Origin of the sequence: Colwellia psychrerythraea, assembly GCF_000764225.1 — a bacterium.
GTDB lineage: Bacteria > Pseudomonadota > Gammaproteobacteria > Enterobacterales > Alteromonadaceae > Colwellia > Colwellia psychrerythraea_D.
The window spans coordinates 146,499-161,764 of sequence record NZ_JQED01000047.1; the positions used below are offsets into that span (position 1 = coordinate 146,499).

Consider the following 15,266-nt stretch of genomic DNA (forward strand, 5'->3'; position numbering starts at 1 on the left):
CCTTAAATTAATGCAGCGCTTCATTTATAGAGGAACACTACTTAATACTGTATCGGCTAACCAATTTTTGGTAGCTTGGTTAATAATTCGGTCATGGCTTTTATCGGCCAAAGGCATTCTTTTTGCCCTTTGATATTACATGGGCGATCACTGAGCCAGGCGGACGTTGAATACAGCGCAATATCATCAAAGTGTTGTCCGTTATGTTTTAGGTTCCAGTCTAATTCTTCGGCCATAAGACGCATTGTGCCTTGAACAGAGCGGTTGCATTGGGTATCAAATTGGGTATCTAGTTGTTGAGAGTATTGAGTAAAATAACGCGCGGCTTTATCAACCAATGCTATGTCTACCCCTGCTTTTATTAAGCTATTAATAAAAACATCTTGCATGTGTAATTCAAACTCAGCCAAGTGTTTTTTGGTCATGTTAGGTACAAATACCGCGTAACGAGTCGCATCATGTACCGCTATTACGCACTGTTTACGCTGTACGGTAATAATATTGGCATGCCAGTGTTGCCACTCGTTTAATAAGCCAATGGCGATTTGTTGGTTTTGTTTATTGGTATTTTCGGGTAATTTGCTAGCTAACTTTTTAGTGCAGTGGATGATCATGCTTCGCCCTCAGCTGTGCTGTCTTCTTCATGCCCAGGGGCTATGGTTAAGTTTTCTGCGCCGTATAAGGTTTGTTGATTGCGTAACCAGAGTTGATACTCGCCACCGAGTAGAAAGGCTTCTTTAGTGCAATCTACATTCCAACGCCTTAGTAAGTAGCCCGCCATTGCCGCACGAATGTTTATTTCGAGCATGCCTTTGTCCATACCATAATCCAACTCAATTGCTGTAGGGTGTTTTACGTTTTTAGGGTGTGGTACAAGTTGTAATGGCATCATGCGAAGCCATTGGTGATCTGCCATTTTGTTTTCATGGCGTTCTGGCTGAGGCTCTAAAATAGTCACCTTGCTAATTCGCGTTAAAACAAAATCTCTAAAGCTATTGGTTTTTCTATCAAAGGCACGAATATGCCAACGAAGACCATTATCAACGATTGAGTGCGGCACTAACTCCCTTGCTTTTGAACCCGATGAAAGTGACGTGTAAATAACACTGACTGCTTTGTTGTTTAGCACGGCTTGCACCAACTTAGCGACAATAAATATATCAGGTACATTCAACTGGCTTGGTGCCTCGACGGGGAAATCAATATCGCCAACGGCATCAAAACCATCACTTATTTGGTGAGCTAGTTTTGCTAAAGTTTTACGGGGATCATGCTTGAAGAGTGGTTTAAAATTTTTTGTTTGGAAGTAACGTTTTGTTGCATTGTCGTAAGTAAGGTTTTTAGGGCAATGCTCTTTATAAAGGTTAAAATCGCGTGATGCAGCAGATAACCCCATTTCAAATCGGTTTATTACTTCTATTCTTGAAATATGCCCCTGAAAAAGCAGGCGAAAATCAATGTAGGCTAAGCGCTGCCTTTGCGCGTAGCTAATGTCATCTAACTGGGTTGGTGATTTGTCCACTTATGATCATCCACTGGTTATTACACTTTTACATTATGAACATCAGTGTGACTTAAAATAAACCGAACCTCAATTGGTATTTTGTTTTTGTTTGTAAAATAAAGAAGCTCAAGGCACTGACTACTATACCCATTACCATTCAATATGCATGTTTCAGAGCGGTTGAACGATTTCAATTCAAGGCGCATTGATGAAGGAATGGTTATTCCCTGCTAAGTCACTGCAGCGAAGAAATGGAATTGCTCAAACGCTTCTACGATGGGTTTAAAATGACTTTATGCTGCGGTAAATAATCAAAACATAGAGTGACTATGCTTAAATTATTCTCCTTGCCTAAAGGCATTTTAATTCCCACTGAAATCGAGCATTTTGAATGGTAACGGGTATATAAGTGGGTTATTGACAAAATATCGACTGGAAAAAATCCAGTCGATATACTTTGAAACGAGCCAAGCCCTGCTTTTTACAGGACAATATTTATACTATTTTACAGAAATAGCGCGTAACCGAAATGTATATTGGTAAGATTTGGCTGGTAACAGATATTTTTTCATTGGCCAAGAGCGCCAACTATCAATACTACCCAAACCCATTTGTTGGTGATCAATATCAAGTTCAACAAGATCTCGCGCGTGAATTTGGCCTGCGTGTTTTTGTTTTTTAATATTGTCTGCACCCAAACCTAGTTCTGCAAGGGTATAGTTTAACGCACTCATATTCAGTAAGCCCTCACCTTCAATAGCAAGTCCAAAACCCTCTTCGTTGGTGATTTCCAACCAACGCACATCCGTTTTATTACCGACTTCCTGTGGGCGAATATAAGGATGATATTGCTCAGCTACCGTACTTTGATATATGCCAACTAGGGCACTGAGTTTTCTATCAAAATAAGACTCATGAGGCCCACGACCATACCATTTAAGTTGCGTGAAAGTGGCTGGCAATTGCATTGTCATACCAAATTTAGGTAATACTGGCAGTGCTTTGGCAGTGCCAACTGTGAAGCTATTATCTACCTCCACCATACCGTCAGCATAAATGCTGTAAGTGCTGCTATAGTTTGCACCTGCTAACAATTGATAATCAGCTTTAGCGATAATTTTATTATCTGAGACACTAATCCAGTTAAAGTCAGTAAGACGAGCATTTTTCCATGCATCACGCCATATGCCAAGCTTGTTATGAATTCCAGCACCATAGTCATTATCTGTAATAGGGCGCCAGAAGTTAGGCACTAGTGGCTTAAGCATTAATTCATTGTCAGCAATGGTGTAAGAGTCTAGCGCTCCACTTTCAAGATTAAAGCGCACAGTGAAGCGCTCTGCTCCATTATGCCCAGTAATAGTAGCCTTGCTTTTATCAAATGACAGTAACCCTTCTGAATGTTGACCCTGTTCACCAACAATAGTCGCATGGGGATTACTCAGCGCGATTTGATCTTTAGCAAGTTCATGAGCTATTGCTAAGAAAGGCTGCGCGCCCTTAAGTTTGAAACTGGCATTGATAAAATACTCTACACCGGCTTTCATTTCCGTTGAAAATGGAATTGTAATTGTTGTTTTTGTGCTTGGCTCAGAGGAAAGCTCTTCAATAATACCTTGCTCAACAACAACACCATTTGCGATCACCTGCCAATGTAGCGCAACCGATGATAAATCGGTAAAAGTAAACTCGTTGTGTAGTTCAAACTGTTTGCTTGACTGATCTGTCATGCGTAACCAAATATTTTGGTATACCTTTTTGACTTCTTCAAGTGCAGGGCTAGGACGTCGATCTGGCATCACTAAACCGTTATTAAGAAAGTTATTATCGCTAGGCGTGCCTTCTGGACCAAAGTCACCGCCATAAGCAAAATAGCGCTCACCGTTTTCTTGCACCAATAACCCTTGGTCAACCCAGTCCCAGATAAAACCACCCTGTAAGCTAGGGTACTCTCGGATAGTATCCCAGTAATCGGTCAAGTTCCCCATACTATTTCCCATCGCATGAGCATATTCACACATGATCAATGGGCGGTAAGGTTTACTCTGAGCGTATTCAATCAACTGTTCTACTCGCGAATACATAGGCACAACAAGATCGGTATGCGCGGCTTCTTCGGCTCGCTCATATTGTACTGGTCGGGTTTTATCTTGGTGCTTCATCCACTGATAAGCCGCTTGAAAGTTGACGCCGTCTCCTGCTTCATTACCCAGTGACCATATAATGATGGACGGATGATTTTTGTCTCGTTCAAACATGCGCTCAATTCGCTCTAAGTGAGCGTGTTGCCACGCCTTTTTCTTCGCTAATGAACGTTCGCCATATCCCAAACCGTGTGACTCTACATTGGCTTCATCCACTACGTACAAGCCGTATTGATCAGTTAACTCATACCAGCGAGGATCATTTGGATAATGAGAAGTACGCACCGCATTGATGTTATTTTGCTTCATCAACTTTATGTCTTCAATCATTGACGCTTCTGAAATGACGTGCCCAGTAATCGGATCATGCTCATGACGGTTTACCCCTTTAAGTAATACAGGTTTGCCGTTAATCAATAATTGCCCACCTCTGATTTCAGAGGTTCTAAAACCTACTTTTGAGCGGATCACCTGGAGAGTATTGTCGCCCTCAGCTAAGGTTATTTGCAAATTGTAGAGATTAGGATGCTCTGCTGACCATTGAGCAACATCAGTAATGGTATGATTAAAGTGGCTATTGTCATTTGCTGGCTTTGAGGCAGTATAAAGCGTTTGCCCATGCAAATCTGCCAACTGAACACTGACGGTTGCTGTCTGGCTAGCCAGCTCAGAGAAGTCGAGCGCTAAATCAAACAAGCCATCTTTGTAACTCGTGTCTAATGCGGCGGTAACCGTATAGTCTTTAATCTGACTTTTTGGTGTCGCGTAGAGATAAACATCTCGCTCAATACCGCTAATTCGCCAAAAATCTTGTGCTTCAAGATAAGAGCCATCGCTCCAGCGATACACTTCCAGCGCGATGATATTTTCACCTGGGTGGACAAATTGGGTTATATCAAACTCAGCCGGTAATTTACTGCCTTGGCTGTAACCTACTTGTTTACCATTAACCCAAATATAAAAGGCTGATTTTACCGCCCCTAGATGAATGTAGATATTTTGTCCTTGCCACTGTTCGCTCAATGTCACTGTCTTACGATAAGAGCCAACAGGGTTATAACCATTAGGAATATCTGGCGGTGTTGGGTTATCCATGTTGAAAGGGAATGATGGATTGACATAAATAGGAATGCCATAACCGTTAAGTTCCCAGTTTGCGGGTACGGCAAGTTCAGGCCAGGATGAATCGTTAAAGGCTACCTGATAAAAGTTTTCTGGTCGATCACTGGGGTCTCTCACCCAATTAAACTTCCACAAGCCATTAAGTGATAAAAAGTTTTTCGATTGATGCTTGTTATTCGCCTTGGCAAGCGTCTCACTTTCAAAGGCAAAAAACGAAGCCCTTGCAGGCAATTTGTTAATGCCGACCACCGCTGGATTTTCTAATTCCGGCTTTAAGTCTGACGGCTCTGGCCCCTGAGACAAAATGCAGCCTTGTAAGGCCAATAAAGATAATAACATTACTGTATAGCAACGTTTCATCACAAAGTACTCCTAAAAAATAGATATGAAATAAGCCTACAGATATCACCGAAGGCTACGAAAAATTAGCTCGACTATAGCCGATCCAATTGAAGGTGCAGTAGAAGCGTTTTAGCGATTATATTTTTTGCAAGCCATATTGCTTTATCCGCTGTAATAATTCTCGATGTGGTAAGAGCATCCCCTGTACTTTAGCCTTTTGCTGAAGGATAAGAGAGTGCTTCTGCTCAGCTTTTCCTTGCTCCGTATAACGATAAGCAATAGCGCTAATGTCAGTATTAAATGCCATTCCATATAGTACATACAGGTAGTTTGTTCGGTAAAAAACCTCTTGCTTGGTGATAAAATCATAATCACTGGGTGGTCGTTCACGCCACAGTGCTAGATTATCAAGTAATTTTTGTGGCGTGCTTTCTTGGCTGCGATTGTCTCGCCAAAATGGTGCGTCATCGCGATCAGACAAATAGTAGTGCAACTTGATAAAGTCAATAACTCTGTCCCATTGATACCGCCCGATTTTATTAAAACGCTCAGCGATAATAGGCATAGTACTCATTTTACTTGGTAACTGTTCAGCCAACATTTTTGCTGTATCATCAAAAATTAATAAACCCGTTGCTTCTAGCGGCTCAACAAAGCCTTGAGATAGCCCTATCGCAACACAATTTTTTACCCAAAACTTTTCGCGGTAGCCAACGTTCATTTCAATGCGACGACAGGGTAACTCGTCAACTTTGTCACCGATAGACTGCCTTAAATAATCCCTAAATACTTGCTCTGCTCTAGCATGACTAGAGTATTTTTCTGAATAAACGTAGCCTGTACCGCGGCGCTCACTTAAGCCAATATCCCAAATCCAACCAGCCTCTTGCGCGGTTGAAATAGTATAGCTGGGTATAGTTTGGTTCGGGTCAGTGTAAGGCACTTGAATAGCCAAGGCATGATCAGCAAAGAGTACATCATTTTTACTGATGAAGTTAACCCCTAACGTTTGCCCTAACAAAAGTGAAGAAAAACCAGTGCAATCAACAAACAGATCCGCAAAAAACTCGCCTTGATTATCAGTGACTACGGAATCTATAGCACCGCAATCTGTTAATCTTATGTCCTTAACTTCAGCAAGCACATGCTTAACGCCCAGTTTTTCAACTGCATGACGGGTTAATAACTGAGAGAATTTAGCTGCATCAAGATGATAAGCGTAGCCATTGATGCCCGCATATTCTTCATGAGTCATTAGCTTAGGCGCCAAGTGTAGATCGCTCACATAACTCTGTATGCCAATTGTATCGGTATAAGAATGCCCCTCAAATTGACCATTTAACCAGTAAGGGGTTAAATCAAATTGATTGCTATCGATGTAATCAAATGGATGGTGATAATAATTATTATGACTATTTCCCTTTGGCTTCATCCAATTAACAAATTTAATACTCTGTTTAAATGTTGCATCGCATTCTCTGATAATATCTGTTTCACTTATACCAAAGTAACGCAAACTCTCTAAAATAGAAGGCACAGTCCCCTCGCCCACACCAATCGTTGGGATATTGGGGGATTCAATTAAGGTAACTCTTAACCCTTGCGGTGTATTAGACCCATGCTTTTTCGCTAGATGACAAGCCGTTAACCATCCTGCAGTGCCTCCACCAATAATGACAACCTCTTTTACTAAATCATCCTTATGTATATCAGTCATGATTGCTCCAAGTGGCATTGTTTATTGAGTATAATTTTTAGCATAAAAAAGGGCCAAGTAAAACTACTGGCCCTTACACAGTGTACTAACTATTTATTAGAACGAAGCTCTAACACCTACGGTGAAACGAGCACCTGTTGCTGTTTTAGATAGGAAACGTGATGTATACGTGCTGTACGTACGTGTATCTTCATCCGTTATGTTTATCCCTTCAGCAAAAATACTAAAGTTGTCATTTAGATCATAACTTACCGATGCATCAAACTGGCCGTAATCTTCTGATTGCTCAGGCTGACCGTTCTTACATGTAGTACACTTAACATATTCACCACGCCAGTTGTAAGCAATTCGCGCTTGTAACGGACCGTTTTCATAGTAAGTAATTAAGTTATATGAATCTTTTGATAATCCTGCTAACGCAAATGACAAGTTTTCTTGACCTGGTGTAAAGGCAGCAGAACTATCCATGTAAGTATAGTTAAACTGAACACCAAAGCCATTATCAAAGTTATGCATTAGAGCAAACTCAAGACCTGAGGCATCAGCTGAATCGCTGTTATAAGGTGCGGTATTATCAAAGTCAAGCATCATTGCATCACTAGGAACATCATCAATATAAGTAGGGACTTCTAATGTCACTTGACGTGTTTGAGTAGTTATCCAATCTTTAATCTCTTTATTAAAATAAGTGGCACCAATATAGCTATCATCAGAGTAATACCATTCTACCGCTAGATCAAAGTTCACTGAAGTATACGGGTTTAAGTTAACGTTTTGACCTACTATCGTGCCATCAAACTGAAGTTCGTTATTAGCATCATATATACCTGTACCACTATAATTTTGTGTTGGTGTTAACTGTGATAATTGCGGACGCGTCATTGTTTCAGAATAAGCAACACGGGCGACTACATCATCAGCGAGGTCAAACTTCAAATTCATGCTAGGTAATAATTTGCTGTAACTTGAACTTGCGCTAATATCTTGACCTGATGCAACATCTAGAATGCCAGCACCTTGAGCTGAGTCAATGTTAAAGCCGACAAGATCATTACCGTTACCGTATGAGGCGGTATCAGTACTGATGTAACGTAAACCAATATTACCAGACCAACCTTCACCTTCTAATATCGCTTCAATATAAGCTGCGGTGGTTTCTTCTGTCACTTTCCATGACTTGCCAGCATTATGTTCAGGCGCAAATGCGCCAAGTGGACTACCGTTTGCCCCTTCAGGCATGTATGCTTGCGCTGCAATAAGTTTTTCTCGTGCATTCTCAACTGCTATTGCGGCTGCCGCTTCAGCATCAGCACGTGTTGCATGAGTTGGATCACCGTTTTCAAAATTGTTAATGATTTGGTTACCAAAACTAGGTAATTGATCAAATATTTCATCACCTAAGAAAAAGTCGACTAAATCTTGTGGGTTGTAATCATACCAACTGTTCACTAAGCCAGCATTCCCTCCCAAAATTCCACCCGATGGCGAAACCGTGTTCATCATACTAGCCGGTGCATTATAATGAAAACCTCTATAATTGCTAATTACCGTACCCCAATTAGTTTCTTTTCTTTCATTAATTTTTTCACGGTCTGAATAATAAACGCCACTTTTAATTGCAGCAAGCACACCCATGTCATCTAGCGTCCATTCAGTATCAATATGTAATTCAGTGATATCATCATCACGGTTTGTCTGATTAAATGAAACTGTATTGGCATAATACGAATCCGGCGTACCAGTAAAGTCAATCGCTGGGCCATCCCATGAAAAGGCGTCACCACTTAAGGCAAAATTAGTAACATTTTGTGTTGGGTTAGCTAAGGTGCCTCCAAAGTTATCACCTGAGCGCGCTTTAGCACCAGAGGTTTGTAAATCGAAATCGACTGTGAAATTATCACTCACTTCCCAATTAGCATTTATACCTACCATGGTCGTAGTCACATCACGACCATTTATTCCCTGGTTAGCGCTGTTCCATTGACCTGTACCTAGCCTTTCACCATTTTCCCACAACTGATAGACACCTTGTGAAACAAGCGGTTTAGGCACACGACTAAGTGATTGAACGGTATTATTTTCATCAATAACTGAGTTAAAGTTAGGATTTGAAAACCAACGAGATAATGAGCTAGTTGAGTCATCAACGGTGAGTTTTGAATAAATAACATCAGTTGTTATTAATAAATTATCAGACACTGCCCATTGCCCAACTAATGAAGCACCAATGCGATCACGCTCTTGAACTTTGTAAGTTTGATCGGCACTTTGTGGGCGCCAAGCTTTTTCTGTTGTTGTAGGCCCTTTAGGATCACTACCCGGGATAACAAAATCTTCACGATAACGACTAACATTAGCTGCATCCGTACGTCCTTCACGACTTTGATATGAAAATGCAGCTAAGATACCAAAATCATCATCGAAGTTTTGGCTAATTAAGCCTGATACCGATGGGTTAGTTGTTTCAGCTAACGTATCATAAATGGCTTTAGTAGAGCCTACAGCTCTAAAGCCTTCAATTTCAAGAGGCTTAGCTGTTTTTATGTTTACTAAACCACCGATACTGCCTTCAGCCATTGATGATCTAGAGGTTTTATAAACGTCTGCGCCACTGATTAATTCTGAAGCTAACAGGTCAAATGAGAATGCTCGGCCACCGCTATCTGTTGGCACTGTACGATTATTAAGCATTACACTATTAAATTCTGGACCAAAACCACGAATTGAAATACTACGACCTTCACCCGAATCACGGTCAATCGTTACCCCAGTAATTCGTTGTAAAGATTCAGCAACGTTTTGATCTGGAAATTTACCAATATCTTCAGCAGCAATGCCATCGACAACAGAACCTTCAAAACGTTTATTCTGTAAAGAAGAGACCAAACTGCCACGAATACCCGTGACTACAATAACCTCAGTATCATCCGCTTTCTTTTTATCTACGCTTTCTTCAGCTACCGCAGCACCAGAGATGCTTATTGGAGCCAGTACAGCAAAAATTGCGCTTGCCAGTTTATTTTTCCTAAACATTAGATTTGCATTATCGTTTGAATTATTTTGCATTTTTATTCCCCTAACATGTATTTATATTCTTTGACTTCACAGTCAAATTATCAGACTTCATGTTATCATACAAGTAAAAATGTGTCTTTATTGCTCAATAATAAGCATTAGTGTTTAAAAATGTTAACTTCAGGCTCTAACAAGATCGAGCTACCCCATTCTTTAGCGTTACCACTTAATTTTTTATAGCTATACCCGTTACCATTCAAGATGCATGTTTCAGAGCACTTTGAATGGTAACGGGTATAACAAGCACAGTTCATAATATAAAAATTATTTATAACAGGTGTTTATCTTAATTATAGCGTTATCTTCCTGCTCATTATAAATTTCGACTAGGCTTAACATTTGCTCTTTAGCAATAATTATTGCGCTTATTGCGGCCAAATAGTCTTTTTGATGTAATTCAACAATGTCATTATTACTGAGCTGCTCAAAAGCAAGCTCATCAATCGTATACAAGCCCTTGATATTATGTGTTTTCTCATCCTTAAAATGCAGCGTAACTTGCCAAGGTTTTATTAGATTTTTTTCTAGCAAGACTAATAGGAATTCTTTTGTAGCTACTTCATCCTCAAAATTAAGCCTAAGTTGAGCAAGAGTTTGTTCTAAATATTCACTGTTCATTCCTTCAAGATCAAACAAGGATTGTCCTTCTTCGGTACTGACAAATTGACTATCGACATCGATAAAAACACTTAGTTTTCCTGTATCATCGGCAGTTTCCAATAAATATAATGGAAACTCTGAACTTGCATTAGGTAAATAATGTGCCCTCCGGCTGTCTTGTTGAGAAAACAAGTTTTGATCAGCACTTAAGCCAAATAAAGCAACACTACAAAACTGCCCTGTTGCCTCATCTTTGATAAAGAAAATAGGGAAGTTACTTGCGGCATGACGTAACTCACTGAAGTTAACTTCACAAAATTGCGTTTTATGCATAAAACTAGTATTAGAAGTTACCTTATATTCGCGATGTACATGTTTACTTAGTGGAATAATATTCATGTTATTTTCTTTCCTTTAAAACCCGATCTGATATGGAGCGGACAATGATTTTTATTAACATTTAACGCTCAATTGTAAGACATCATATACCAATATAACTATTTTTGTGAAAGAATAATAAATTATAGTTATACTTGGAATACAAGCACGCCAGAACATGGGAATTTAGTTTAGCTTTGCTCTGTAACTACAGAGAATGATCTGAGTCAGAAGAATGTGCTGTTTTACAAACGACTTTTTTACTTGATTACCAGCCATATTCGGCTCTATTAACTTAAACCACAGGTGTTAGAAAATCTGAAGTTACCAATGGGCGGTGTTGTAGTTCAGTGAAGCTAATCTTCTGAACTCATATTTTCATTCGCTAAAAAAGAAAGTAATACCATTAATTAGACTAACTAAGTGATCTTTTTAAATGCTCTAAATAGCCAATAACATTGTTAATTTCAATCACACACACCTGCGATTGATCAATCAAGCGCCTTGTTCTTGAGAATTTATTCTGATTAATATAGCTGAATCAGTAAGCTTTATTGAAATAACCTTTGAAAAATAGCAGCTATATGCAACGTTTTTGTTTCACAAACTTTCACTTTAAACACCACGATGAATAGACAAAAAATAATTTTGCAACCGACCTGTATTAAATTTAATTTTGCTTCTACACTTGGTTTTGATTGAACTAACCAACTGGCAATGCTTAAATTAATTGATGAAACTTCTTATTGGAAGTATGTATTTGGGATAAGTTTTATGCAAAACGTGCAGGTACAATCAAACAGTAATGGCATCCTAAAAAAAAGTACAGACTCTTCAAAGTTTATACATAAATTATTGATCCCCTTTGCTTCACTGATGATCATTATTTTATGTAGCTTCACTATTAGTTTATTTTATATAATATCTGAAGAGCAAAGCTTTTCTTTTATAGACAATAGGGCGACCAATACTCAAATAACTGCCGAAAACATGTACCAAAACAGCTTGCAAAGTAATGTTAACGCGACTCTAGCAATGTTGACAATGTTACGCCAAGACAGAAAGTTAGCAGCGTTATTTGAGAAAAAAGATCACACCGCTCTCTATAACCATACAGAAGCTTTATATAACGATTTATTCCGCCATTACCAAATTACTCACTTTTATTTTACCGAACCTAATAGGATTAACCTGTTACGTGTCCATGCTCCTCAAAAGTCTGGTGACAGAATCGACCGAGTGACAACACTAAATGCTCAATTAAGCGGGGCCCCTGAATGGGGTATTGAATTGGGAGTTTTAGGGACTATCACTCTTAGAGTAGTAGCTCCCTGGCAGCACGCCGAAACAGGAAAGTTGATAGGTTATATAGAATTAGGAATGGAGTTAGACCACATTTTTAAAAGCTTAAACAATATATATGACATGGAGGTAGCTGTTATTGTTTTTAAAGAGTTTCTCAATGAGGAAAGATGGTCTTCTGGCATGAAATTATTAAATCGTGACGCTAATTGGGATCAGTATTCAGATGTTGTTATAGCCGGTAATAATAAAGCGATTCCTCAAGTAATGGAGAATTATCTAAAATCTATTGACCATGAACACAATACAAATGTACTAAATCTAAAAGAGAAAGATCACACTTACTGGTTAATGAATATTCCCATAGTAGATGTAAAGCAGAATGAAATTGCTCATGCTATCCTTTTGACCGATGTATCAGCTGAGATGCAAGCTATCAAACAAACAGCCAAAGCCGTCGGCATTACAATATTCATAGTCGGCTTAATATTAATTATATTATTTTACTCTCTAGCAAAAACAGTAAAAATACGAATTAGCAATGAAGCACAACTACTTAACCAGCTTGCCTCTAAAGATGGACTAACGCTGCTCTACAATAGGCGCGCTTTTAACGATTTTCTCGCGATAGAAATTAATCGTTCTAAACGCTTTAATCACCCGATATCGCTTATTATGATCGATGTAGATCATTTTAAGAAAATCAATGATAACTACGGGCATCCAGCAGGAGATACTGTACTCAAAGTTCTCAGCCAAAGACTTATTCAAGAAAGCAGACAGGAAGACTATGTGTGTCGTTATGGTGGAGAGGAGTTTGCGGTTATTTTACCTGAAACACCGCTGCATGAAGCCAGTAAGTTCGCCAATCGCTTGATAAAAATAATTGAGTCATTACCCATAGAAATAAATAAAGATGATAGTAAACAGGTTTTAAAAATTACTGTCAGTATTGGCTTGGTAAGCAACTTAGGTGACTCATGCTCATCTCAGCAGATCATTTGCGAAGCCGACAAGGCGTTGTATCAGGCCAAATACGAAGGAAGAAATCGTATGTGTATCGCGAAGTGAGACGTATAATTCCCTAAACTACCTCAACACCCGTTACTATTCAAAGTGCACTCTGAAACATGCATCTTAATTAGTAACGGGTATATACACAAGCAACTTGAGATTAAGGCTTCAACAGGCATTAGAAACGCTTTATGCTGCGTTATTGATTTCGAGGACGCTAAATGGATGTAGCTTATTAGAGAATGCAGGAGATGTATTCTCCTGAACAACCAATCTCTTCAATCAATATATACCCATCCGACTTGAAGATGCAGGATTCAGCTGGAATTAGAAACGTCTTTAGGTAAGGCAAATTAGTTGTTTAATAGTCATTCTATTTTCAATTAATTTAACGTAGCATAAAACGTTTCTAAACCAGCCCATAGGGGAAACCAGAGAAATTTATACTCAGCGCTGTATTTGTAATTAAGGGAACAACCATTAATAAAAAATACATCTTGATTATGAGTCGCTCTGGATTCCTGAAACGAGTATCTTCAAGTGGGATGGGTATATTGCCTAAAAGCGTTTACTTTTCTACTGAAACATACTATTTCATTGATAACGGGTATAACTGGAACGGTATATTATCATTTAATAGACCATTTGGTAATTTTATGTCCCTGTAATGCGTACCATAAAATAATCAAGTAACAAGGCAACATGATCCAATATGCATTTTGTGAATTACCCGTAGATTCAACTAAATAGCCGTATAACAGAGGCATTAATGCGCCACCAGAAATCCCCATGATCAATAACGCAGACCCAGTACTGGTATGCTTACCTAAGCCATCTAATGCCATAGGCCAAATAGCAGGCCAAACAAGCGCATTAGCAAAACCTAATAAAGCGACATAAAGCACCACATTCGGAATTTCAGGCGCGCCCGTCCAGAAAAATAGAGTATTCCAAACACTCGCACTGTCGACCGAGGCAGTTAATAATAATATCGTTAATACAATACCTAAGGCACCTGAGAGTGCTAACGCGGTTTCTTGACTAATAAATCGTGGTATTACCACCATGCCAATAAGATATGCTGCCACCATAAATGTCATAGTATAAGACGTCAGTTGACCAAAGTTAGTCACCCCCATCTCCTGACCAAATAAGGCAATAGTATCCCCAGCGATGACTTCAACACCAACATAAAAAAACAAGGTTAAGGCACCAAAAATTAATTGCGGGAAGTGTAAGATAGCCCATTTACTATCACCGTCATTTTCATCACTTTCAAGTACCGGCTCAGGTAAAGGAGCGAATTTTATTACTAGCGCTAAGATAGCCAATACTATTGCCATGATGATATAAGGAGTCACTAAGCGACTGGACAAGTCCATGAGTGCAGCATTACGCTTTACTTCATCAAGCGTAGCTAAGCGTGTTTCATCAAACTGAGACATATCACTTAACACAAAAGCTGTAAAAACAATGGGAGCAATAATACCCGCACCTTTATTTAACAAACCCATAATACTGATACGTACTGCTGCGGTCTCTTTTGGACCTAACAAGACAATGTAAGGATTAGCGGCTGTTTGCAACATGGTTAAACCGGAGGCGAGAATAAATAACGCCACTAAAAATATGCTATACATACGTTCTTGGGCTGCGGGGATAAAAATAACAGCACCGACCGCCATCACCAACAAGCCCAACACCATACCATTTTTATATCCGGTTCGTTTCAATACTGCCGATACTGGCAAAGCCATAACGGTATAAGCAATATAAAAAGCCATAGTAACTAAATAAGCCTCCATGTGGTTGAGTTCACAAGCAATTTTTAAAAAAGGGATTAAAGAGCCATTTAGCCAAGTGACAAAACCAAAGACAAAGAATAGCCCACCAACGATGGCCATAGGGATCAAGCTAGATTGTCTAGCCTGTGTATTATCATATGTAGCGTCCATATTTCTTCTCAACTCGTTAATTACAAGACAATTTATTAATAATTCATGGTTGCAATTATTTAATAAATCCAATTTTACTATCACATCAACTTTCGGTTGGTTTTATTTAGTAA

Annotated in this window: 8 protein-coding genes; 1 reads left to right on the forward strand and 7 read right to left on the reverse strand. The window is 39.2% G+C overall.

Annotated elements, in window-relative coordinates; all coding sequences use genetic code 11:
- Window positions 1-56: 56 nt before the first annotated feature.
- The 6 genes from ND2E_RS04315 to ND2E_RS04295 all read right to left on the reverse strand — a co-directional run bounded on the left by ND2E_RS04315 (window position 57) and on the right by ND2E_RS04295 (window position 10,903).
- Window positions 57-614, reverse strand: coding sequence for a DUF6933 domain-containing protein (locus ND2E_RS04315; protein WP_033095184.1), 558 nt, complete (start codon window positions 612-614; stop codon window positions 57-59).
- Complete coding sequence (locus tag ND2E_RS04310; RefSeq protein WP_033095185.1) at window positions 611-1,522, reverse strand: WYL domain-containing protein; 912 nt, start codon at window positions 1,520-1,522, stop codon at window positions 611-613. Before ND2E_RS04310 ends, ND2E_RS04315 begins: the two co-directional genes overlap by 4 nt.
- Window positions 1,523-2,004: 482 nt before the next feature.
- Entirely contained in the window at window positions 2,005-5,130 is a 3,126-nt protein-coding gene (locus ND2E_RS04305) for a glycoside hydrolase family 2 TIM barrel-domain containing protein (protein ID WP_033095186.1), read from the reverse strand.
- A gap of 118 nt (window positions 5,131-5,248) precedes the next feature.
- Window positions 5,249-6,829, reverse strand: a complete 1,581-nt coding sequence (locus tag ND2E_RS04300) for a tryptophan halogenase family protein (RefSeq protein ID WP_033095187.1) — start codon at window positions 6,827-6,829, stop codon at window positions 5,249-5,251.
- Window positions 6,830-6,925: 96 nt separating this feature from the next.
- Window positions 6,926-9,895, reverse strand: coding sequence for a TonB-dependent receptor (locus ND2E_RS22250; protein WP_035142537.1), 2,970 nt, complete (start codon window positions 9,893-9,895; stop codon window positions 6,926-6,928).
- A gap of 273 nt (window positions 9,896-10,168) precedes the next feature.
- Window positions 10,169-10,903, reverse strand: a complete 735-nt coding sequence (locus ND2E_RS04295) for a SapC family protein (RefSeq protein WP_033095188.1) — start codon at window positions 10,901-10,903, stop codon at window positions 10,169-10,171.
- Window positions 10,904-11,599: 696 nt separating this feature from the next.
- Between ND2E_RS04295 and ND2E_RS22495 the strand changes: the two genes are divergently transcribed.
- Window positions 11,600-13,255, forward strand: coding sequence for a sensor domain-containing diguanylate cyclase (locus ND2E_RS22495; RefSeq protein ID WP_052056881.1), 1,656 nt, complete (start codon window positions 11,600-11,602; stop codon window positions 13,253-13,255).
- 572 nt (window positions 13,256-13,827) lie between these two features.
- Here ND2E_RS22495 and ND2E_RS04290 read toward each other — a convergent pair.
- The gene (locus ND2E_RS04290; RefSeq protein WP_033095189.1) at window positions 13,828-15,153 is read right to left on the reverse strand and encodes a sugar MFS transporter; all 1,326 of its coding nucleotides are present in this window, start codon (window positions 15,151-15,153) and stop codon (window positions 13,828-13,830) included.
- Between the last annotated feature and the right edge of the window lie 113 nt (window positions 15,154-15,266).

What these genes read in the sequence shown, in the direction of transcription:
- ND2E_RS04300 (WP_033095187.1), bottom strand. Translation starts at nt 6,829, where the DNA reads ATGACTGATATACATAAGGATGATTTAGTAAAAGAGGTTGTCATTATT.
- ND2E_RS04305 (WP_033095186.1), bottom strand. Translation starts at nt 5,130, where the DNA reads ATGAAACGTTGCTATACAGTAATGTTATTATCTTTATTGGCCTTACAA.
- ND2E_RS04290 (WP_033095189.1), bottom strand. Translation starts at nt 15,153, where the DNA reads ATGGACGCTACATATGATAATACACAGGCTAGACAATCTAGCTTGATC.
- ND2E_RS22495 (WP_052056881.1), top strand. Translation starts at nt 11,600, where the DNA reads ATGCTTAAATTAATTGATGAAACTTCTTATTGGAAGTATGTATTTGGG.
- ND2E_RS04295 (WP_033095188.1), bottom strand. Translation starts at nt 10,903, where the DNA reads ATGAATATTATTCCACTAAGTAAACATGTACATCGCGAATATAAGGTA.
- ND2E_RS04315 (WP_033095184.1), bottom strand. Translation starts at nt 614, where the DNA reads ATGATCATCCACTGCACTAAAAAGTTAGCTAGCAAATTACCCGAAAAT.
- ND2E_RS22250 (WP_035142537.1), bottom strand. Translation starts at nt 9,895, where the DNA reads ATGCAAAATAATTCAAACGATAATGCAAATCTAATGTTTAGGAAAAAT.